This is a genomic window from Brevibacterium sp. LS14 (genome assembly GCF_012027885.1).
GTDB classification, from domain to species: Bacteria; Actinomycetota; Actinomycetes; order Actinomycetales; family Brevibacteriaceae; genus Brevibacterium; species Brevibacterium casei.
On the sequence record NZ_SJXG01000056.1, the window covers coordinates 122712 to 144546 of the forward strand.

A 21835-nucleotide genomic window follows, 5' to 3' on the forward strand; every position below is an offset into this window, starting at 1 on the left:
GCACGACCAGCACGACTCACTCCGCCCGTTCTGCCCGCTGAACCGCACCACCCGCTCCACCTGCACTGCCCGCACCATCCCCGCGGTCGACCGCGACCGCGGACACCCCAGAGGAAAGGAAGTGCCATGCCCGACGTCGTCTTCCCGCTCGATTCGACCAAGCCCTTCACCGACCAGAAGATCGTCGGCCACAACCGGTGGCACCCCGACATCCCCGCCGCCGTCCACGTCAAGCCGGGACAGTCCTTCCGCGTCGACTGCCGCGAATGGTTCGACGGCTTCATCAAGAACGACGACAGCGCCGATGACGTCCGCGATGCCCCGGTGGACATCGTCCATGCGCTCTCGGGACCGATCGCCGTCGAGGGAGCGAAGCCGGGCGACCTCCTCATCGTCGACATCCTCGACGTCGGGCCGATCCCGCAGGAGGAGGGTCCGCTCGCCGGTCAGGGGTGGGGCTACACAGGCATCTTCGCAAAGCAGAACGGCGGCTCGTTCCTCGTCGACCAGTTCCCCGACGCGTACAAGGCGATCTGGGACTTCAGCGGCGGGACCGCGACCTCCCGCCACGTCCCGCACGTCTCGTTCACCGGAATCATCCACCCCGGCCTCATGGGCACCGCGCCGAGTGCGGACCTGCTCGGAACGTGGAACACCCGCGAGGCCGCGCTCATCGCCACCGACCCCGACCGCGAACCCCCGCTCGCGCTGCCGCCGGAGCCCAACGGTGCGATCCTCGGATCGCTCACCGGTGAGGATTTCGACCGGGTCGCCGAGGAGGGCGCGCGCACCGCTCCCCCACGCGAGAACGGCGGCAACCAGGACATCAAGAACCTCACGAAGGGCACTCGGGTGTTCTATCCGGTGTTCGTCGACGGGGCGAACTTCTCCGTCGGCGACCTCCACTTCAGCCAGGGCGACGGCGAGATCACGTTCTGCGGGGCGATCGAGATGGGCGGGTTCATCGACTTCCGCGTCGAGATCATCAAGGGCGGCATGGACACGTACGGGGTGAGCGAGAACGCGATCTTCCAGCCGGGCAACACCGATCCGCAGTATTCGGAGTGGCTCGCGTTCTCCGGCACCTCGGTCACCCTCGACGGCGAGCAGCGCTACCTCGACTCACAGCTCGCCTACCAGCGCGCCTGCCTCCACGCCATCGACTACCTGACGAAGTTCGGCTACAGCGCGGCACAGGCGTACCTACTCCTCGGCGCGGCACCGATCGAGGGACGGTTCTCCGGCGTCGTCGACATCCCGAACTCGTGCGCGACCGTCTATCTGCCGACGGCGATGTTCGACTTCGACGTCACCCCCGGCGCTGGCGGCCCCGTGCAGATCGATCCCGGGCAGGGGGCGCCGCACTCGACGTTCTGAGCGGGTCGCGGGTGCTGCGCGCGGTATCAGGGGACGGGCAGGCACAGAGGTAGCTTGCGCCTGAACAGGGGCATACATTGCGTATTTCCGCGGCGTTGGCGACGCGATTGATAGTGACTCGAGCGACGCCGTTGAGATCCGCGATAGCCCGTTGCCATCACGGCATGCTGGGGAGCTGATGAGGATGGTTCTCCGGTACCGGGAACCGCGGCGGGGAGCAAGACGATGGCCTGCCCGGCTTGCCTCCCTCCTGGTAACGGTGCACATTGTCGTCGTTAATCTCGTATTCGAGGGCGCTTTGAGCGGAGATGAAGTTGCGGGCTCGAGCCTTAAGTTCGGGGTGGAACTGCTCGAATTAAGAAACGACGGTCGATTTCAAGTCGGTTCTTACTGGGTGGGACCGTTCACCCAGTAGGGAAAAACTGCGGCGGGCAAGTCAGCGGCGCGGGCGATCAGTGCGAAGGTCTCGTCGTCGATGACGTGGCTCGCGCGGGCCGATTTGACGTCGTCCCAGGTGCCGCGGTCCCAGGCATCTGAGGTAAGAATGTCGACACCGTCATTGACTCCGAGTTGCCCGTACGTGTAAGGCCAGGAGCTGAGTGTGGCGACGAGATCGTCTCGGCTCCGCTCCCCCACAACGTATTCGTCGATGACCTCCTTCGGAGTCCGCACGAGGGCGTTGGGCCGACGTTCCAGTTTGCGGATCTCCGAGATGATGGTGTCCACGGACTCACCGAGACGATCTGCGATCGCTTCGGCGCGCTCTCCGCCTCGATAGGCGCGATCGATTTCGCGGCGCCAGCGGATGCGGTCGAGTTGCCGGCGAGCGGCGGTGACGAAGGCTGGGTCGATTTCAGGGGTCTTTTCGGTCATCACGAATCCTTCTCCGTTGGTCCGCGCAGAACAACAGCCCGAAAACCTGAATGAATGCGCCGAGCGCTCTCCTGACTAGCATGAGCTGCATAATCCTCGGTCCACGGAGGACATCGAGACGCGGAAAAGCCGCACCGGACTTTGTTCGCGCGAGGAGCGAAATTCCTGTCATGTGAGTTTTGCCACCGCCGCGCGTCAGTACCGATAAGGACAAAATCCTGTGAGATCGATGGTCAACTTCGGCTCGAAGGGAAAGGGATCGTGGACGATCTGTTTCGTGGTAAGCACCTCCACCGAGGGGCGAGTGCCTCTGGGCTCTACACAACTGTACTGTTGCAACAGCGTGTAGGGCCAAGTTTTGAACCACAAGTGTTTCGCATAAGGGTTTTGCAACTGCGAGTTCCACTTCCTCTCACCGCCAGCCTCCCTTCCGTGGTGGAGGGCCGAGAACGGTCGTTCTCGCACTACACACAAGCGTAGGCGAACCACGACCATTGAAAGAGATCCCGGTTACCTGGGTTCCGCGGGGCCGATGAGTCGGTAGACCTTGCGGACTCTGCGTTTGCCGACAGCGCGTTGGCCTCGAGGGGGCTTCACTTCCTCGCGCACTACCTTGAGGAGGTGAAGTTCCTCGAGATCCTTGGTGCCGGCGGCGCGGGTTCGGGGCGAGATGCCGAACCATCTCGGGAACTGCTCGGTTGAGAAGTACTGCGGTTTCGAATAGGCCTGTTCGCCGGCGAGGATGAGATACATGGCCAGTCCGGGGCCGGTGAGTGCCTGCATATACCCTTCGGTCCAAATTGACATTGCGATCTTGAAGTAGATGTTGTCCGGGTCGGCGCGATGCACTTCGGGGGCCGGGAGGTACGGCTGCCCGGTGCCGCGCTCGGTGAGGAGGGTGATGGTGGGCGGGTATCCGGGGACAGGGGTGAGGGTGAGGAAGTCGAGGTCTTCGAGTTTCTTCAACGCTGCGGAGATTCGGCGGGCGCCGTTGCCATCGGGGTCGTCGAGGTCGAGCAGCATGGCCCATGAGCGGGCGGTGACGTTGCGCACCGAGTAGGGTTCTTGGCTGGCCTTCCACAGCAGGGCGAGGTAGAGCTTGGCCGCGACCACACCTGAGCGACCGCCGGCGTAGATCCGCCGGAAGGGGCTGAGGTCGCCGTCGACGCGGATGAAGCTCTTGAGGACCGGGGTGTTGAGACGGCGACGTCCTGGCTCGTTGGCGATGTCCTCAGCGATTTCGAGGGATTCCGCGGAGACTCTTTGGACTCGCGGGGGTGTCACCTCAATGTCGCCCCGGCGTCGCGCTCGTGGTCGTCCTGCCATCGCATTCACCCCTACGTTTGTGGATAGTTATAGCCCTCGGTAATGTCGTCGCGGCTGACATCACGAATGCCCTCTCTTCTTCTGCTCATGAGTGTACTGACAAACTACAGACGAGGACAGCCTCAAGCTGCATACAAGCGCAGGAGTTAACTTCACAGGAACAATTGGAACTGCATTATAAATCATGACAACACGAACAACAATACCGCAATCCGATCAAATGTGTTAGGCTGGTCACGCGATCGGGAACGACGCCGAGGCCGCAGCCCCTTGTATGAGCACGGGCCGGTGGAGGAACCGGTCGCATGGAGTCACGAGGTAGATCGCCCCACACCTCTCGTGGCGGTCGGGCGCGGCCTTGTCTACCGCTCCTGCGGCCCCGACCGCGAGGGTGACTCCACTGGGGAGGTTCGGCGTGGGAAGCCGGGCCTCCCCCGTTGCATTCAGTGTCGACCACCCGCCGAGTCGAGGACGCGGAGTGTCGATTCGGCGCGCCGATATCGACACTGAGCGTCCTCGATTTCGCTTGAGCGCCGCGTCAGCGGCCCGGTTTCGCGCCGCCCCCGGAGAGTCAGCGCACTCCGCCCGGTACCCTACGGCGGCGAGACGCACCGCGATCGCATGCGGACAGCCCAGCTCCGGCCCAGGGTGCGGTCGTAGTCTCGGAGGCGACAGCAGCCACACCGTCGATCACCCAAGGAGAAGACATGTCGGTCGTCGCCATCAACACCCTCACCGTCCCTGAGAACGCGGGACCCGAGCTCGAGAAGCGCTTCGCCGCGCGCAAGCACTCGGTCGACAATGCCCCGGGCTTCGAAGGCTTCCAGCTGCTGCGACCCACGGCCGGCGGCGACCGCTACTTCGTCTACACCCAGTGGGCGACGAAGGAGGACTTCGAGAACTGGAAGGCCAACCGCAAGTCCTCGCACGAGTCGACCGGCAAGGAGCCCGTGTCGACGGGTGCCGAACTCCTCGAGTTCGAGGTCGTCGACCTCGGCGACTGAACGGTCAACGACTGTGCAGCCTCGCAGCGACCCATCCCGCAACGGGGCGCTTCCTTTCTCATCTCAGGCGACCGGGTTTCCACCCGGTCGCCTGAGTCGTCACTGCCGAGCCGCTTACGACACGACCCGTTCGACTTCGTCATCGAGGATCCGATAGGCCGAGGCCGGCGAGCGGACGTCGAGCATGACGTCCTGGGCCAGCCCCTTGGCGAGTGCGACAAGACGCACTGCGACATCGGCAACCGACAGCACCGACCCGTCGCCCTGCGCGCGTGCTCGCTCCACCTTCGCCGTCGCCGCCTCCTCCGTCCTGCGATCATTGGCGACGACGATCTCGGCGATGTCCGGGTCGCCGACCGCCTTCGCGACATAGGTGAACCAGACGGATGCGCCCATCCTCATCGCCTCGCCGCTCGGAATGAAGGCGTGGAGGAACTCGGTGAGCTCAGCGACCCGATCCTTCGCATCATCACTGCCGCCGAGGTCGGCGCTCGCGACCAGCTGCCTGCATCCCTCGAGGATGAGCCCCTCGCGTGAGGGGAAGTAGTGCTGGACCCGACCGATGGAGATCCCCGCGGCATCGGCGACAGACCTGAAGGTCACGGCGTCGATGCCGCGGGTGTAGATGACCTGCCACAGCCCATGGACGATCTCTGTGCGTCGGGCGGCGTGATCGACGATCTTCGGCATGCCGCCATTTTACAATATGCCCAACTTGCATCTTTACAATATGTATAACTTGCATCATTATTACAGTATGAACATATTTCAAAAGCAGAGTCCGCTGCAGGACGCTCCGGGCTCGTCCGCCTCTCACCGATCGCCCCTCACAGAGGGCATCAGCGTCCGAGGACTGACGAAGAGCTTCGGCCGCTCACGCGTCGTCGACGGACTCGACTTCGATGTCACTCCCCGACACGTCACCGGATTCCTCGGACCGAACGGAGCCGGGAAGTCGACGACTCTGCAGATGATCCTCGGTCTCACGACTCCGGACTCCGGGACAGCTCTCATCGGAGGTCGCCGCCTCGCCGAGCACTCGGCACCCGCAGTTGCCGCCGGGTCCCTGCTGACGACCGAAAGGATGCTGCCCGGACTCACCGCAGAGGCTCATCTCGACGCGATCGCCAGAATCTCCGGCATCTCCGCCGCGCGCCGCGGCCGACGAATCTCCGAGCTCCTCGACCGTGTGGGCCTTGCCTCCGCGCGGAAGAGGCGCATCGTCCACCTCTCCCTCGGCATGCGGCAGCGCCTCGGTCTCGCGGCCGCCGTGCTCGCCGACCCCGAGGTGCTCATCCTCGATGAGCCGCTCAACGGCCTCGACCCCGAAGGCATCACCTGGCTGCGAACGTTCCTTCAGGACTTCGCCGCCACCGGACGCACCGTCTTCTTCTCCAGCCACCTCCTCTCGGAGATGGAACTCACCGCCGACCACGTCATCATCATCGGCAGAGGCCGGCTCGTCGCCGACGTCGCCCTCGACGAACTCCGGTCGCACACCCACCGGGGCGTCTCGGTCACTGGGCCCGAGCTCGATCCGCTCATCGCGAGCCAACGTGCCGCCGGGCGCACGGTCACCGTCACCGACGGCGGCACCACAGCACTCATCGCCGGCGCGAGGCCGCGAGACGTCCACCGCGACAGCATCCGTCTCGAGATCGAGCTCGACGAGCTGCGCACCGTCGATCCCGGCCTCGAGGACATCTTCCTCCAGCTGACGAACCGTACCGAGCCCGCGACCGAGGAGAGCTGAATGCCGTCCCTGACCCTGCCAGCCACCGAACCCGCATCCGCAGGACGACTGCGTGACGTCCTCGGCTCCGAATGGGTGAAGTTCCGCAGTCTGCCCACCGCACGACGACTCACCGCAGCCGCAGTCATCCTCGGCACCGTGGCCGCAGCCGTGCTCATCCTCAGTTTTCCCGTCACCCGGGGCACCGCTCTCGCCGACGCCGAAGTGGTCGATGTCCTCTCGGCCAGCGTGCTCGGGCTTGACGTCGCCGCCATCGTCCTCATCGTCCTGGCGTCGTGGTTCGTCGGCATCGAGTTCCGCACAGGAGCGATCACCGAGGCGCTCGTCCGTCTGCCTCGCCGCTCCGTGGTGATCACAGCGAAGGCGGTGGTCGCCGCCGGTGTCTCAGCCGGTGCCGCGCTGCTCACCGCCGCCGCGGTCACCCTCGTCGCCGTCGGGTTCGCCGCCGCTGTCACGGGAGCGCCATGGTCAGTCACCCTCGCCGAGGCGACTGCCCCCGATCATGTCCGTCTCCTTCTCGGCAGCATCCTCATGCCGGTCGAGTTCGCGGTGCTCGCGGTCTTCATCGCCGCAGCCGCCGGTTCTCTGGCCGCCGGGCTGCTGGGAGCCCTCGGGCTCATCGTGGCATCGACGCTGGCATCGTGGCTGCCGTCCGCGCTCGCTGTGCTCGTTCAACCCCTGCTGCCGCTGGCGGCAGTTCACACGATCAGCGGTGCCGCCGAGGTGGGATCGGCCGAGAACCTCGGCGTCGTCCCAGCGGTCGTCGTCCTCACTGCGTGGGTGGCCGTCGGATGGGCGGCGGCAGCCTGGCGACTGCGTCGTCGGGATTTCTGATACCCACATCGCGGGCCGCTCAGCCCCATCGCGAACGCCGCCCCCGCGCAGACCGGCCTGCTCACCCGTCGCTGTCCTTGTCGAGTTCACTGAAGGCCTCGACTTCGCGGGGATGGCCGGCGATGAGGATCTCGTCGTCTGCGTAGACCGTCATGTCCCGGTCGGCGATGTCCCACGTCGACCCGCCGGCGCGCTTGACGGCGACGATCGTCACGCCGTACGCGGCACGCACGCCGAGGGAGGCCAGCGGCACGTCGGAGACCCTGACCGGCGGGGTCGTGCGGGCGAGGACGAAGTCCTCGTCGATGGGCAGGAAGTCGGAGATGTGCCCGCGGATGAGGTGGGCCAACCTCCGACCCATGTCGTTCTCAGGGCGGACGACGTTGCGGATGCCGAGCTGGTGGAGGATCTCCGCGTGCGTCTCGCTGATCGCCTTCGCCCAGATGTGCCGGTTGCCGAGCTTGAGGATGCGCGAAGCGGCGAGGATGCTCGCCTCGAGGTCGCTGCCGATGGCGATGACGACGCGGCTGACGTCATCGATGCCGAGCTGACGCAGCACCTCCTCGTCGGTGGCATCGGCCCGGGAGACGTGCGCGAGCTTGTCGGCGTACTCGGCGACGACGGCTTCGTCGCTGTCGATGCCGATGACGTCGACGCCGTGCTTGGCGAGCTCGACCGCAAGCGAGCCGCCGAACCGGCCCAGGCCGATGACGGCGACGGCACCGGCTTCGGCCATCGGCTTGGCATCGCCGGCGAAGAAGGCCGCCGGACGGGCGAGCCAGGACTTCTCGTTCATGTCAGTGTCCTTTCACGTGGTCACAGTTCACGGTTGACAACGCCGGTCAGCCGATGAGCGGGCGCTCCTTGGGCAGTTCGTAGCGGATCGGCCGGGAGCGCAGAGCCAGCGCCGAGGCGACGGTGACAGGTCCGAGGCGACCGAAGATCATCGTGACGATGAGGACGGCCTGGCTGAAGGCGGGCAGCTGCGCGGTGATGCCGGTGGACAGGCCCACGGTGCCGAACGCGGAGACGACCTCGAAGAGGATCCGGTCGAAGCGCAGGTCCGGGGCGTTGAGCATGATCGCCATCGTCGAGACGACGATGAGGCCGAGGGCGAGGACGATGACCGTCGTCGCCTGACGGTGCACCGAACGGGAGACGCGGCGGCCGAAGAGATTGACCGCCCGGCCGCCGCTGACCTCGGTCCACGTCATCGCGGCGAGGACGACGAAGGTCGTGATCTTCACGCCGCCGGCGGTGCCGGCGGGACCGCCGCCGATGAACATGAGGATATCCATGCCGAACCACGACGCCGGGTGCATCTGAGAGATGTCGATCGAGTTGAAGCCGGCCGTGCGGGTGATCGTCGACTGGAACGACGCCGCCTGGATCTTCCCCCACCAGTCGAGGGCACCGAGCGTGGCCGGGTTGGTCCATTCGATCGCGGCGATGAAGACGGTGCCCGTGAGAAGGAGGATCGGGGTGACGACGACGACCGCACGCGTCGTCATGTTCCACGTCAGCGGGAAGCGGTACTTGCGGAAGAGCTCGATGAGCACGGGATAGCCGAGTCCGCCGAGGATGACGGCGAGCGCGATCGGACCGGTGACGAACGGGTCGGCGACGTAGGCCATGAGACTGTCGGCGTTGAGACCGAAACCGGCGTTGTTGAATGCGGAGATCGAATGGAAGATCGCACTCCAGACGGCCTCGCCGACGGGGTCGCCGTAGAAGAACCGGAACCGCAGGTAGAGGAGGACGGCGACGATCGCCTCGGTGGTGAGGGTGAGCGCGATGATGCGCAGGACCATCGGCTTGATCCCGCCGATCCCCGAGCTCTTCGTCTCCGAGGCCACCGACTGGCGCAGGCGCAGGCCCGCCCGGCCCGCGACGACGAGGGCGAGCAGCGTCGTGAGGAGGAGGACGCCGAGGCCGCCGACCTGGATGAGGCTGAGGATGACGATCTGGCCGAAGAACGTGAAGTCCTGACCGGTGTCGAGGACGACGAGTCCGGTGACGCTGAGCGCCGAGGTGGCGGTGAAGAGTCCGGACAGCAGGGAGATCCCGCCCGGCGCCACGGTCGCGGCGGGGGTCATGAGCAGACCGGTCCCGACGACCAACGCCGTCAGGTAACCCAGCACCACGCGGACGATTGCATTTCGATGTGTGCTCTGCACAGAGGAAATCTAGCACCTGCCGCGATCAGGCCCCGAAATCCCTCAACTACCACCGAGTAAACTCCCAGAATCCTGCTACTGTGCATGTACCCACGGGGACGGGCAAGGGCCACTGTCGGCCACCTCGGCGGGGTCAGCGGCACACGATGAGGGAGACGCCATGAGCACTCAGCAGGCAGAGACGGACGACCGGGGCCACGGCTTCGTCAAGGCGCTCGGCACCGTCGACGCCCTGTTCATCGGCTTCGGCGCGATGATCGGCTTCGGCTGGGTGGTCCTCACCGGGGAATGGCTCACCGGGGCGGGGACCCTGGGGGCGATCCTCGCGTTCGCCGTCGGCGGCATCATCATGTGCTTCGTCGGCACCGTGTACTCCGAACTCGTCGCCGCGATGCCGCACGCCGGCGGCGAGCACAACTACCTCATCCGGGCGATGGGCCCGAAGATCTCCCTCTTCGGCTCGTGGGCGATCACCGGCGGATACATCAGCGTCGTCATGTTCGAAGCCGTCGCCGTGCCGCGGACCGCGCTCTACCTCTTCCCCGACCTCGAGTACATCAAGCTGTGGACGATCGCCGACACCGACGTCTACCTCACGTGGGCCCTCATCGGCACGGTCACCGCGATCGTCATCGCGTGGATCAACATCCGAGGCGTGCGGCTGGCCTCCCTGGTCCAGACCTTCGTCGTCTCGTTCCTCATCATCGTCGCCCTCCTCCTGCTCACCGGCGGCCTCGTCGGCGGTGACCCGGCGAACACCGAGCCGCTCTTCACCGGCGGTGCTGCCGGGTTCATCGGCGTCGTCGCCGTCGTCCCGTTCCTCTTCGTCGGCTTCGACGTCATCCCGCAGTCGGCGGAGGAGATCAACCTGCCGGCGCGGAAGATCGGCAAGATCGTCGTCATCTCGGTGCTCATGGCGATCGCCTTCTACATCGTCATCATCTGGATGACCTCGCTCGCGATCCCCGCCTCCGAGCTCACCGCCCACGACCTCGTCACCGCCGATGCGCTCTCGGCGATGTTCGGCTCGGACGTCTGGGGCAAGATCGTCATCGCCGGCGGCCTTGCCGGCATCATCACCTCGTGGAACGCGTTCCTCATGGGATCCTCGCGGCTGATGTGGGCGATGGCTGTGGCCGGGATGATCCCCGCATGGTTCGGCAAGCTCCACCCGAAGTACCGCACCCCGGTCAACTCGATCATCTTCATCGGCATCCTCTCCGCGCTCGCTCCGTTCCTCGGCGCCGCGGCGCTGGGCTGGATCGTCGACGCCGGGTCGCCGGCGATCGTCATCGCCTACTTCCTCGTGAGCATCGCCTTCATCGTCCTGCGGAAGAACGAACCCGACATGGCCCGTCCGCTGCGCATCGGCGGGGCCGGGGGCGGCGGTATGGTCATCGGCGTCATCGCCGCCGTCCTCACGCTCGTCCTCTTCATCCTCTACATTCCCATCACCCCGTTCTCCGCGCAGCTCGCCTGGCAGTCGTGGGCGATGTTCGCTGCCTGGCTCCTCGTCGGCATCATCTTCATGCTCCGCCTCCCCGGTGGGGTCAAGGCCGGCCCCAACGCCGAGGCGGAACTCCTCGCCAAGGTCAAGTCCCGGTCCCAGCGGCAGTGAGTCCGACGGGTTCCGTTCAGTCCGGCGGGCTTGGCGCGTCGGTCGCCGAGGCGGCGGGTCGGCCGGGCGCCGAGGCGGGCGCATGAGATCGCGGATGACGGAGCGGGCGATTCGGATCCTCGATCGGGCAACCCCCGCCCTCGACCGTCTCAACGACCGGTTCCCGTGGAGCCACAACGACCACTTCCACCCCTGGATCCGTGCGAATCTGCCCGCCCGCAGGCGCGGGGCGATCGACCTGGGATGCGGGCAGGGTGAACTCCTCGCGCAACTCGCCGAGGAGTTCCGACACGTCCACGGCACCGACACCTCGGCGCAGATGCGCGCCGACGCGCGAGCTCGCTGTGCAGGGCTGGACAACGTCGCCGTCGACGATGCGCAGCTTCCCGATCTCGGCCCGGAGACCGAAGCGCAGCCGGTCGACCTGGTGACGATGGTCGCCGCCCTCCACCACGTCGATGTCGACGAGACCCTCGCCGAGGTGGCCCGCCTCCTCTCTCCCGGCGGTCGGCTCCTCGTCGTCGGCCTCGCGCTCTCGGCCACGCCCCGCGACTACCTGTGGGAGGGGATCTCGGCGGTGACGAATCCGGTCATCGGGATCGCGAAGAATCTCCCGCCTCGGCGAGGGGACCTGCGGCGGCCCGGATCCGCTGGAGGCCAGTCCGATCCGTTCCCCGTCACCGATCCGACGACGACGTTCGACCAGGTCGCCGAGGCGGCCCGCCGTCACCTGCCCGGCGCGGACTTCCGGCATCGGGTGGGGTTCCGATACACGCTCGCGTGGACGAAGCCCGCCCGGTGAGGCACCGGCACCCGCAGCGGCAAATCATCCCCGAGCAACGGGAGGTTTCGGCGCTACAGGTGCGGGGTGCCGAGCCACAGGGGCGATTTAAGCGTCCGGGTGCGACGTGGCGCTTACGGTAGGACGTGGCGCTGCGGGGGTGACGTGTCACGGCTCGCGGGCGCCCGCCACCCGGAGCGGCTAATCATCCCCGTGCAACAGGAGGTTTCGGCGCTGAGGGTGCGCACTGCCACGAACCCGTCCGGACATGCGAACGCGGCCACCGGCTTCTCGCACAGTGACCGCGCCCGGATCGGAGGGCGGCCGCTCAGATGGCCGCGTCGAGGCCCTTGACCTTGAGGCGCTCGCGCTGGTTGGGGTTGACGCTCGGGCGGAACGGCATCTCCACCACCTCGGCGCGCACGGGCTCACCGGGAGTGTCCGCGTACGGCTCGGGCAGATGCACCCAGAACTCGGTGCCGAGCTCGGCCTGCGCGACGGGGACGTGGGCCATCGCGATGTTCGACTCGAGCTCCGGCGAGTACCACGGCGAGGTCACGTAGCCGACAGCCTCACCGTCCGGAGTGTCGCTGACGAGCCAGAAGTCCGGCGCGTAGTCGGTGATCGGCTTGCCGCCGACGACGAGCCCGACGAGCTGCGTCTTGTATGGCGGCTTGCCTGCTTCGATCTCGGAACGGACCTGTTCGAGCCTCTCCTTGCCGATGTAGTCGGCCTCCTTTTTCCGCGGCACCTGATAGCCGAGGTTGACCTGGAACGGATAGGTCTCGAAGTCCATGTCCTGGCCCCATGAGAGGATGCCTGCGGCGATCCGCCTGTGGTGGCTCGGCGCGACGACCCGGAGGTTGTAGGGCACGCCGGCGGCGAGCACGGCATTCCACATGTCCTCGGCGTACTTCGTCGCGTCCTTGAGGTAGATCTCATACCCCTTCTCGCCGGTGAACCCGGTCTGGGAGATGATGACGTCGTGGCCGCCGACCTGGGCGTCCATGAGCCCGTAGCTCGGCAGTTCGCGCGCCTCCTCGCCGACGAGGCCGGCGATGACGTCGACGGACTTCGGTCCCTGCACCTGCACCGGCGCGACATCGATCTCCCGGATCGTCACGTCGAACTTCTTGCCGACGTTGACGCCCTGGAGCCAGAGCATGAGATCGGAGTCGGAGAGGCTGAACCAGAACTCGTCGACCGCCACGCGCAGGAGGATCGGGTCGTTGAGGATCCCTCCCGCCTCGTTGCACAGGATGACGTACCGGGCTCGCATCACCGGGATCTTCGTCGCATCCCGTGTGATGACGTAGTCGACGAACGCCTCGGCGTCGGGTCCCTTGACTTGGATCTGCCGCTCGACGGCGACGTTCCACAGGGTGACGTCATTGACGAGGGGCTGGTACTCGGCCATCATTCCGCCCTCTTCACGAGGGATGTAGCCGCGCGGGTGGTACATGCGGTTGTAGATCGAGGCCCTCCAGCAGCCCTGCTGCATGGACAGCTCCCAGTACGGGGACTTGCGCACCCGGGTGTCGATGAGCATTTCCACTGGGGTCGGGCCGGACTGTCTCAGGTTGATCGGGACGGCTCTGTCGCTCTGATCAACGGATGGAACGTTATTGTCCATGGTGTTCCCCCTGCATACACAGTTCTATATTATGGAACTCAATTCCCATATTATGGGTGGTTTGAGTGTAGAATCGACGGCACAGAAGACGCAAGGACATCCGGCCGGAAATTTCAGCCGGGGGATCGCAACCGATCTTCACCACACGTTGCCTTGCTGGAAGGAGACACTGTTGTCTGCCTCTGCACTGGGCTCGCTGCTCACTTCCGCGCGCTACGAGATCCTGCCGACCTCAGGCATCATCGACCGCATCACCGACCACGTCGCCCCAGGTCGGACGATCACCGTCACCGCATCGGCCGGGCTGGGCCTCGATGCGACCCTGTCCACGGCCGAGCAGCTCCAGGCCCTCGGCTACGACGCCGTCCCCCACATCGCCGCTCGCATGGTCCAGGGTCGGACCGAACTGACGGAGATCATCGACCGCATCGGACACGCCGGGATCGACACGATCTTCGTCCCCGCCGGCGACGCCACCCCACCGGCCGGCGGATATGCGAGCGCCCTCGACCTCCTCGTCGACCTCACGAGCATGGCGCCCCCGATCTCACGGATCGGGGTGAGCGCGTACCCCGAATCGCACCCGCTCATCCCCGACGACGTCACCGTCCAGGCGATGTGGGACAAACGCGACTACGCAACCCACATCGTCTCCAACCTCTGCTTCGATCCCGGGGTCGTGAGCACGTGGCTCGCCCGCGTCCGCGCCCGCGGCATCGAACTGCCCCTCATCCTCGGCATCCCCGGCAAGGTCGAGCTCGCCAAGCTCGCCAAGGTCGCCGCGAAGATCGGCGTCGGTGAGTCGACGCGCTTCCTCCGCAAGAACACCGGAACCTTCACCCGCATGGCTCGGCCCGGCGGCTACAACCCGCGGAAGTTCCTCGACCGCCTCTCCCCTGTCCTCGCCGACCCGTACATGGACGTCTCCGGCCTCCACATCTACACCTTCAACCAGGTCAAGGACACCGAGGCGTGGCGGCGCAAGCAGCTCGAACTCCTCGGTGACCCCGACTCCTCGTCGATCGTCTCCTGAGTCGGAGATGTCTAGGTTTATCAGTACACGATAATTCTAGATAACGTCAGCAGAGCGTAGAGCGGACGAGACCGACCTACCGGCTGCTGACCTTGCGTTTGAGGCTGCGGGAGAGCAGACCGGATTCGGCGACGAGGAGTTCGCCGAACCGGTCGTGGTTCTCGGCGATGCGCATCGTCGGTCCGGAGATGCCGACGGCCGCGACGACCTGGTCGTCGGTGCCGAACACGGGCGCGGCGAGCGCGTCGAGGCCCGGTTCGAACTCCTCGTGGACGACGGCGAAGCCCCGGTCGCGCACCTCGGCGAGGTCGGACATGAGCTCCCTGCGCGACCCCAGCGTCCGCTGGGTGAGGCGTTCGAGCCGGCCGGTGGGCACGGGAATGGCGCCGAACGCATACATCACCTTCCCCAGCGCCGAGGCGTGCGCGGGCACGGTGACGTCGGCCCAGTTCGTCGCCCCGAGGACGAAGGTCGAATCGACCTGCGCGACCTGGACGACCGCGTTCGAGCTCGGCACGGCGAGGTTGACGGTCTCCCCCGTCTCCTCGCTCACCCGCTGGAGGATCGGGTCGGCGGCGGCGACGAGGGTCTCGACCCGGTCGAAGCGGGAGGCGTACGTCGCGAAGAGGGATCCCCCGCGGTAGAGGCCGGCGGAGTTGCGTTCGACGAGGCCGTTGCGCTCGAGCGCGGACAGCAGCCGCGAGACCGTCGATCGGGCCAGCGACGTCGCCTCGACGACGTCGGTGTACGAGATCGGCTCGTCCGCGGTGACGACGAGGGAGAGGATCTCTGCCGCCCGGTCGATCGACTGCGTCCCATTGCTCATACTGCTCAGCTCCGTCGGGGAAAGTTCAGCCGTCCGCGCCTCAGCGCTCCGGCGCCCCTCACCCTACCGCACCGTCCGGACGGGGCGGGTCGTGGTCGTCATCGGTCGAGACCTGCGATCACCTCGGCGGTGTCGTCCCCGATCCGCGGTGCCCGCCGAGGCGACCGCCCGGTCCCAGCGCCTGCGAACCGGGGCGCGGGGGCGGGCTGGTCGACGCCGTCGGCGTCGGGGGCGAAGAGCCCGCGCGCGACGTTGTGGGCATCGGCCTTCGCCTCGGCCATCGTGAGGACAGGTTCGACGCACGCGTCACGGTCGGCGAAGAGGGTCTCGAGTTCGGTCAGGGAGCGCGCAGCGATCGCCGGGGCGATGATCGCGCGCAGGGCCGGCCAGTGCTGCGGCTGCCAGTGGTCGAGGGACTCGAGCGGTTCGGGAAGCTCGTCCTCGAGGCCGAGAGCTCGGACGAACTCGTTGAAGAAGGGCCGCTCGATGCACGCGACGGAGAGGTGGCGACCGTCGGCGGTGGGATAGACGTCGTAGAACGGGGCCCCGGAGTCGAGGAGGTTGTGGCCCCGGGCGTCGTGGCGCCACAGGCCCATCGCGGCGAAGCCGTGCATCATCGCATAGAGGAGGTTCGCGCCGTCGATCATCGCCGCATCGACGACCGTGCCCTCGCCACTCGCCCGCGCCCTCGTGAGCCCGGAGAGGACGCCGACGACGAGGAGCATGCCCCCGCCTCCGAAGTCGCCGAGGAGGTTGGCCGGGAACTGGGGCGGACCGTCCGCGCGCCCGAGCTGCGCGAGGAGACCCGTCGAGGCGATGTAGCCGAGGTCGTGGCCGGCCTTCTGCGCCTTCGGCCCGTCCTGCCCGTAGCCGGTGATCCGCCCGTAGACGAGGGCGGGGTTGAGCGCCTGGAGGTCGCCCGGTCCGAGGCCGAGGCGTTCGGCAGCACCCGGCCGGAAGCCCTCGATGACGATGTCCGAACGCCCAGCGATGGCCCGGGCGAGCGCGATTCCCTCAGACGTCTTGAGGTCGGCGATGACGGACTTCTTCCCGCGGTCGAGGACGGGGTTCATCGCCTCCCCCGTGGCCTGAGGCGGGTCGAGGCGGATGACCTCGGCACCGAGGTCGGCGAGCATCATCGTCGCGAACGGACCCGGCCCGATGCCGCCGAGGTCGAGGACGCGGACCCCATCGAGCATCCCCGAGTCCGACGCCGAGGCGGTCGGGTCCGTCGCCGTCGTCGGCGCGCTCCTCGTGCCCGTCTCCGGTGGCATCGTCATCGATTTCCCTTTCCTCGGCCCATCCTGATTTACTGTAGAACGTTCGATCAGTTTCGACAACGGAAGCGGTGCGGCGTGAAGACATTCGAGTACTCTCCCGAGGTGCGCTGGTCCGACCAGGATCTGCTCGGGCACGTCAACAACGCGCGGATGATCACGCTCATCGAGGAGTGCCGCGTGCGCTGGCTCCACGAGGAGAAGGCCACCCACATCACCGGCGGCGGGCTCCTCGTCGCCCACCAGTCGATCGACTATCTCATCCCCGTCATGTACGGCCCCGAACTCAGGCTCACGGTGAGCGTCAAGCGCATCGGCACCTCGTCGTTCACGGTGAATACGATCGGCGAGCAGAGCGGGAGGAAGGTCTTCGACTCCGACGTCGTCCTCGTCCACATCGACCGTCGGACCGGGCGCCCGACCCCGCTCACCGATGAGATCCGCGCCGTCTTCGAGCCCTACCTCGCGATCGAGGACGGCCTGAGCGAATAGGGCACGTCTACCCCAGCGAAACCCGGAGGCGAACCCCGAAGGCAAACCCTGCCGGCGCACCCCGCCGAGGATGGCCGTTTCGTTCATGCCCGCACCGGTTCCCCGCCCTAGGCTGAGGCCATGAAACTCGACGCGATCTCGATCGTCACCGCAGACATGGCCCGGGCAGTGGATTTCTACACCGCGCTCGGCCTCGACCTCACCGACGGCGGGCCGGAGGCTCCGCATACGGAGTTCTCGACCGGCACCATCCGCCTCCTCCTCGACACCGAGGCCGTCATGCTGAGCATCGACCCGGCATGGACACGGCCGACCGGTGGACATGTCATGGCCCTGGCCTTCGACTGCTCCAGCGCCGAGGCGGTCGATGCGACGTTCGTCCAGCTCACATCGCCGGGGGCTGGGTCCGCCCCGGTCGCTCAACCCGTGAAGGAACCGTGGGATGCCTTCTGAGGTCAGCGCTACGCCGTCATCGCCGACCCGGACGGCAACACGGTCGACCTCTTCGCCGCCCTGAGCTGAACGGCGTCACCGCCGACCGGATCATCGCCCCAGCAGCGCCCGCTCCTCGCGCCACAGGTGCGCGGCATCGGAGTACCCCGACCGCGCCGCGGCCTCGGTGCGGGTGAGTCCTGCGTCGATGAGGGCCCGGGCCCGCCGCCACCGCAGGATCTTCGCGAGATGCTTCGGCCCGTATCCGTACCACTGCGCCGAGAGCCTCCTCAGCTGCCTGGGCGAGTACGCGAAGTCGGCGGCCGCCTCGGCGATGCTCACCGAGGAACCGTCACCACGGGCGGCGAGGGCGTCGGCGAGCGCGAGCGGGCGACGATCGATCTCGGTTCGCGCGAGAAGATCCTCGGCGAGCCCGAGGAGGGACCGGACGCGCACGCTCGGTGAGGTCGCCTCGGCGAGGCGGGCACCGGGGATACGCACCCGCTTAGGTGGGGCCACCTCGGCGAGCGGGGTGAGACGATCCGCCAGCTCCGCCGCCGATGTCGCGAGCAGCTGCGGCAGCACCCCCGAATCGAAGCGCAGGCCCGCGATCGTCTCCCCGGTCGCGGGCACGGTCCGCGCCGCGGTGTCGGCACCGGCGATGACGACCCCGGAGCCGGTGGCGAGGAGATCCATGCACCCGTCGGGGGTGATCGTCGCCGTCGAAGGCTGGGCATCGACGGCCTCGGGCGCGTTGACCCAGAGGACGGCGTGGAGCCGGTGAATGCGGATCTCCCGGTACATCCCGACCCGACTCCTCTCGGCTGGTGGGCGGTATCCTGGGATCGAACGTCGACCTGGGCTCAGACTAGCCGGTCGCCCCCGCCGCTCTCAGGAAGGAACGATGGCAGCTGCATCCTCGTCGCCGGTCTCGGCGCGTCGGCAGGCCCGCCATGTCACCGTCTTCCTCGACGTCGACGGCGTCCTCAACTCCTACCCCGTCCCGCAGCTGCGTCTCATGACCGAAGGCCGGAAGAAGCTGCAGGCCTGGGACTTCGAACTCCACTACCGGCCCGCGGTCATCGAGTTCTTCGACCGCCTCGTCGAGACCCACGAGGTCGACGTCGTCTGGCTCTCGACGTGGTCGAGGCGGTGCAAGACCGAGCTCGAACCGAAGTTCGGTCTGCGCAACTCCTTCGACGTCATCGAGATGCCCGATGACACGCACAACCGCTACGCGAACGACCCCGAGAAGTGGTGGAAGGCCCGCGCCATGGAGGAGTGGCTCGACTCGCACGGCCACCAGCGCGCGGTGTGGATCGACGACGATCTCGCCGCCCCTGTGACCAGGCAGTACTTCACGGAGAGGTACTCGGCGCAGCGCCTGAAGATCATCGCCCCCGACTTCGCCCACGGTCTGACCAAAGCGCATCTCAAGGAGATCAGGGAGTTCGCGCACCCGCGCTCGAAGCCGGTGACTGCCGACGATGACGCCTCTGACGAGGACACCGAGCGCTCATGACCCGCATCGGACTCCTCGACTCGGGTCTCGGGCTCCTCGGCACCGCTGACGCGCTCTTCCACCTCGCCCCGCACGCCGACCTCGTGCTCGCGATGGACCCCGACCACACCCCGTACGGCAGCCTCAGCCCGCAGGCGCTCGAGGAGCGCGTGCTCACCTCGGCGGCCGTGCTCGCCGAATGGGAACCCGACGCCATCGTCATCGCCTGCAACACCGCCTCGGTGCAGGCGCTCGAGGCGGTGCGCGCCCGCTACGAACCGGCGATCCCCGTCATCGGCACGGTCCCGGCGGTGAAGATGGCCGCCGGCACCGGGCAGGACTTCGCGGTGTGGGCGACCCCGGCGACGACCGGCAGCCCCTACCAGCGCACACTCATCGACACCTTCGCCGGCGACCTCTCCGTCGCCCAGATCGCCTGCCCCGGACTCGCCGAGGCGATCAACGCCGCCGATGTCACCACGATCGACGCCGCGATCGAGGCGGCCCTGTCACAGATGGACCCGGGGATGGAGACGATCGTCCTCGGCTGCACGCACTACGGTCTCGTCGCCGACCGGATCACCGCGGCCCGCGCCGGCGCGATCACCCTCTTCGACTCCCCCGTCCCCGTCGCCAAGCAGACCCTGCGCCGGATCGGACTCGAACCCGGCGGGCAGGCAGCTCCCGCCGGGCAGCAGGCGCCCGGCGATTCGGCTCCCGGCGGAGCTGGGACCGAAGGCGACGACGGCACGGAGGGCCGCCTCGGCGAGATCCTCGCAACCTTCGCCTCAGGACGACGCGTCCGCCTCCCCGCGGAACTCGCCGCCTACCCCGCAGGTCGGCGCCTCCTCGCCCGGGAGCGGCAGGAATCTTGAGGTAACTCGGCAATCGGCCGAGGATTGCACAGATGCCGGGTGCAAATCCGCCTCCCGGTGCTAGCGTTGTAAGGACAGCATTCGTCAGGGGAGGCGATCGTGATGCTGTTCCTCTACATCCTCATCGGTCTCGTCGCCGTCGGCGCCATCACCGCCGCGAACAGCCTCAAGATCATCCGGCAGTACGAACGCGGAGTGCTCTTCAGACTCGGCCGAGTCAGAGGCGAGGCGAAGGAGCCCGGGCTCACCGCGATCATCCCCTTCGCCGATCGACTCCAACGCGTGAGCATGCAGATCATCACCATGCCGATCCCCGCACAGGACGGCATCACCCGCGACAATGTCACCGTCCGGGTCGACGCGGTCATCTACTTCAAGGTCGTCGACCCCCGGAAGGCGATCGTCGACGTCGAGGACTACAATCTCGCCGTCGGGCAGGTCGCGCAGACCTCGCTGCGCTCGATCATCGGGCAGAGCGAACTCGACGATCTGCTCACCAACCGGGAGCGCCTCAACCAGGGTCTGGCGATCATGATCGACAGTCCCGCCGTCGACTGGGGCATCCACATCGACCGCGTCGAGATCAAGGACGTCGCCCTGCCCGAGGCGATGAAGCGCTCGATGTCCCGCCAAGCCGAGGCCGAACGCGAACGCCGCTCACGCATCATCATCGCCGACGGTGAGCTGCAGGCGTCGAACAAGCTCTCGCAGGCGGCGGGCGCCATGGCCGACACCCCGGCAGCCCTCCAGCTGCGCCTGCTCCAGACGATCGTCGAGGTCGCCTCGGAGCGGAATTCGACCCTCGTCCTTCCCTTCCCCGTCGAACTCCTCCGGTTCCTCGAGGCGAATACCCCGCAGTCACCCGCGGGAGCAACGGGATCCGGGCAGGGTGCCGCGGGTGCTGCGGGTGCCCGGCAGGGTGGCGGGTCGGACAGCCTCGCCGAGGCGGTCCCCGACCTCGATGTGGCCCACCTCATGGAGGCCGCGAAGCTCTCCCTCGACGACCTCGATTCGGTCGTCCGGGCGCTCGCGGATTCCGCGCCCGACGAAGAGCGCACCGACGGACTCGACGTCGACCTGCCATGGCTCGACGATTCCGCCGACCGCCCGGCACCGCCCGCCCGGCCGACCGGGCAGCCAGAGGTCCCCGTCTCCGACATCCCGCAGATGCCCGGGACGCCGCAGATGCCGGAGACCCCCGACGTCCCCCGGCCGGCGACGATGGGGCCGGCGTCGAGCCCGCGGACACCGTGGCATGCGGTCAGCCCCGCCGAGGTGGGCATCCCCACCACAGTCACGCCGCGGACCCAGCGCCGCAGCGCCCGCAATCGGGAGCGCAAGCAGCCGACGTGAGCTTCGCGAGGGCCGGTGCTCAGCCTCCTTCCATTCCCGCTGACTAGGCTTGGTCCATGGAACTCAAACGCACCGGAACCGTCGTGATCGTCAACGGGGTCATCGCCTTCCTCGTCGGAGTCCTCATGCTGGGTTGGCCGCATGCCACCGCCGAGGTGGTCGCCCGCATCTTCGCCTGCTGGGTCGCGCTCATCGCCGTCACCTCGCTCGTCCTCGCCCCGCGCGGAGGACGCTCGGGCGCGCTCGTCCTCCGGTCGGTGCTCATGATCGTCTTCGCGGCCGTCGTCTTCCTCGCCCCGATGCTCTTCGCCGCCGTCGTCACCGTCCTCGCGGGGCTCGCCATCATCGCGCTCAGCGTCTTCGGCATCGGCATCTCACTCTTCGTCCGGCAGATGGGCGTGCGCGCGTGGTGGCTCATCACCGTCATCGCCGTCGCCGGCATCGTCCTCGGCATGGTGTTCCTCTTCTCCCCGCAGACGGGCATCACCGCCCTCATCGTCACTCTCTCGATCTTCATCGCCGTCGTCGGCCTTGCGCTCATCTGGGTGGGCAGCCGGCTGCGCGCGCTCGAGTCGCGCATGGCCGCGGACCCGCGCTTCACCCGCCGCGACGACGGCGGAGGCGAGACCATCCGCGGAGAAGTCATCGAATAGCCACCGACACGCCTGCC

Annotated in this window: 22 protein-coding genes; 13 read left to right on the forward strand and 9 right to left on the reverse strand. The window is 67.3% G+C overall.

Annotated features, from left to right (window positions below; all coding sequences use genetic code 11):
• The first annotated feature begins 126 nt into the window (after window positions 1-126).
• Window positions 127-1377: a formamidase gene (fmdA, locus tag EZE58_RS13250; protein ID WP_009377480.1), complete on the forward strand. Its 1251-nt coding sequence runs from the start codon at window positions 127-129 to the stop codon at window positions 1375-1377.
• 387 nt (window positions 1378-1764) lie between these two features.
• Here fmdA and EZE58_RS13255 read toward each other — a convergent pair whose 3' ends face one another.
• Complete coding sequence (locus EZE58_RS13255; RefSeq protein WP_009377482.1) at window positions 1765-2250, reverse strand: hypothetical protein; 486 nt, start codon at window positions 2248-2250, stop codon at window positions 1765-1767.
• A gap of 510 nt (window positions 2251-2760) precedes the next feature.
• Window positions 2761-3534: a hypothetical protein gene (locus EZE58_RS13260; protein WP_167560708.1), complete on the reverse strand. Its 774-nt coding sequence runs from the start codon at window positions 3532-3534 to the stop codon at window positions 2761-2763.
• A gap of 749 nt (window positions 3535-4283) precedes the next feature.
• Here EZE58_RS13260 and EZE58_RS13265 point away from each other — a divergent pair.
• Window positions 4284-4580 (forward strand): antibiotic biosynthesis monooxygenase, encoded by a 297-nt coding sequence (locus tag EZE58_RS13265; RefSeq protein WP_009377486.1) that lies wholly within the window; start codon window positions 4284-4286, stop codon window positions 4578-4580.
• A gap of 114 nt (window positions 4581-4694) precedes the next feature.
• Here the strand turns inward: EZE58_RS13265 and EZE58_RS13270 are convergent, their stop codons facing one another.
• On the reverse strand, window positions 4695-5270 hold the full coding sequence (locus EZE58_RS13270; RefSeq protein WP_009377488.1) for a TetR/AcrR family transcriptional regulator: 576 nt from the start codon (window positions 5268-5270) through the stop codon (window positions 4695-4697).
• 67 nt (window positions 5271-5337) lie between these two features.
• On the opposite strand from EZE58_RS13270, the gene EZE58_RS13275 reads away from it, so the two are divergent.
• Both EZE58_RS13275 and EZE58_RS13280 read left to right on the forward strand, forming a co-directional pair.
• Complete coding sequence (locus EZE58_RS13275; RefSeq protein WP_009377490.1) at window positions 5338-6333, forward strand: ATP-binding cassette domain-containing protein; 996 nt, start codon at window positions 5338-5340, stop codon at window positions 6331-6333.
• A complete protein-coding gene (locus EZE58_RS13280; protein WP_009377492.1) occupies window positions 6334-7167 on the forward strand; it encodes a hypothetical protein in 834 nt (277 codons plus the stop codon).
• A gap of 61 nt (window positions 7168-7228) precedes the next feature.
• Here EZE58_RS13280 and EZE58_RS13285 read toward each other — a convergent pair whose 3' ends face one another.
• Together EZE58_RS13285 and EZE58_RS13290 are read right to left on the reverse strand one after the other, a co-directional pair.
• The gene (locus tag EZE58_RS13285) at window positions 7229-7963 is read right to left on the reverse strand and encodes a TrkA family potassium uptake protein (protein WP_009377494.1); all 735 of its coding nucleotides are present in this window, start codon (window positions 7961-7963) and stop codon (window positions 7229-7231) included.
• 46 nt (window positions 7964-8009) lie between these two features.
• Window positions 8010-9311: a potassium transporter TrkG gene (locus EZE58_RS13290; RefSeq protein ID WP_232252546.1), complete on the reverse strand. Its 1302-nt coding sequence runs from the start codon at window positions 9309-9311 to the stop codon at window positions 8010-8012.
• A 193-nt stretch (window positions 9312-9504) separates the two neighbouring features.
• Between EZE58_RS13290 and EZE58_RS13295 the strand changes: the two genes are divergently transcribed.
• Window positions 9505-10962, forward strand: coding sequence for an APC family permease (locus tag EZE58_RS13295; protein ID WP_063248998.1), 1458 nt, complete (start codon window positions 9505-9507; stop codon window positions 10960-10962).
• Window positions 10963-11044: 82 nt separating this feature from the next.
• Window positions 11045-11764 carry a class I SAM-dependent methyltransferase gene (locus EZE58_RS13300; RefSeq protein WP_040341571.1) on the forward strand — a complete coding sequence of 240 codons (720 nt, stop codon included), beginning with the start codon at window positions 11045-11047 and terminating at the stop codon, window positions 11762-11764.
• A gap of 307 nt (window positions 11765-12071) precedes the next feature.
• On the opposite strand, the gene EZE58_RS13305 is transcribed toward EZE58_RS13300, so the two are convergent.
• A complete protein-coding gene (locus EZE58_RS13305; RefSeq protein WP_009377497.1) occupies window positions 12072-13292 on the reverse strand; it encodes a glycine cleavage T C-terminal barrel domain-containing protein in 1221 nt (406 codons plus the stop codon).
• A gap of 256 nt (window positions 13293-13548) precedes the next feature.
• Between EZE58_RS13305 and EZE58_RS13310 the strand changes: the two genes are divergently transcribed.
• Window positions 13549-14409 (forward strand): methylenetetrahydrofolate reductase, encoded by an 861-nt coding sequence (locus tag EZE58_RS13310; protein WP_009377498.1) that lies wholly within the window; start codon window positions 13549-13551, stop codon window positions 14407-14409.
• A 76-nt stretch (window positions 14410-14485) separates the two neighbouring features.
• Here EZE58_RS13310 and EZE58_RS13315 read toward each other — a convergent pair whose 3' ends face one another.
• Window positions 14486-15235, reverse strand: coding sequence for an IclR family transcriptional regulator (locus EZE58_RS13315; RefSeq protein ID WP_009377499.1), 750 nt, complete (start codon window positions 15233-15235; stop codon window positions 14486-14488).
• A 98-nt stretch (window positions 15236-15333) separates the two neighbouring features.
• On the reverse strand, window positions 15334-16515 hold the full coding sequence (locus EZE58_RS13320; protein WP_009377500.1) for a CaiB/BaiF CoA-transferase family protein: 1182 nt from the start codon (window positions 16513-16515) through the stop codon (window positions 15334-15336).
• Between the two features lie 75 nt (window positions 16516-16590).
• On the opposite strand from EZE58_RS13320, the gene EZE58_RS13325 reads away from it, so the two are divergent.
• A complete protein-coding gene (locus EZE58_RS13325; RefSeq protein WP_009377501.1) occupies window positions 16591-17004 on the forward strand; it encodes a thioesterase family protein in 414 nt (137 codons plus the stop codon).
• 120 nt (window positions 17005-17124) lie between these two features.
• Window positions 17125-17457, forward strand: coding sequence for a VOC family protein (locus EZE58_RS13330; protein WP_240941322.1), 333 nt, complete (start codon window positions 17125-17127; stop codon window positions 17455-17457).
• Window positions 17458-17547: 90 nt separating this feature from the next.
• Here EZE58_RS13330 and EZE58_RS13335 read toward each other — a convergent pair whose 3' ends face one another.
• Window positions 17548-18240: a helix-turn-helix domain-containing protein gene (locus EZE58_RS13335; protein ID WP_009377503.1), complete on the reverse strand. Its 693-nt coding sequence runs from the start codon at window positions 18238-18240 to the stop codon at window positions 17548-17550.
• Between the two features lie 100 nt (window positions 18241-18340).
• Between EZE58_RS13335 and EZE58_RS13340 the strand changes: the two genes are divergently transcribed.
• The 4 genes from EZE58_RS13340 to EZE58_RS13355 all read left to right on the forward strand — a co-directional run bounded on the left by EZE58_RS13340 (window position 18341) and on the right by EZE58_RS13355 (window position 21818).
• Complete coding sequence (locus EZE58_RS13340; protein ID WP_009377504.1) at window positions 18341-18958, forward strand: HAD domain-containing protein; 618 nt, start codon at window positions 18341-18343, stop codon at window positions 18956-18958.
• Window positions 18955-19812 (forward strand): aspartate/glutamate racemase family protein, encoded by an 858-nt coding sequence (locus EZE58_RS13345; RefSeq protein WP_009377505.1) that lies wholly within the window; start codon window positions 18955-18957, stop codon window positions 19810-19812. The genes EZE58_RS13340 and EZE58_RS13345 overlap by 4 nt, the downstream gene beginning before the upstream one ends.
• A 102-nt stretch (window positions 19813-19914) precedes the next feature.
• Window positions 19915-21165, forward strand: coding sequence for a slipin family protein (locus EZE58_RS13350; RefSeq protein WP_009377506.1), 1251 nt, complete (start codon window positions 19915-19917; stop codon window positions 21163-21165).
• A 56-nt stretch (window positions 21166-21221) separates the two neighbouring features.
• Window positions 21222-21818 (forward strand): DUF308 domain-containing protein, encoded by a 597-nt coding sequence (locus tag EZE58_RS13355; protein ID WP_009377507.1) that lies wholly within the window; start codon window positions 21222-21224, stop codon window positions 21816-21818.
• Window positions 21819-21835: the final 17 nt, after the last annotated feature.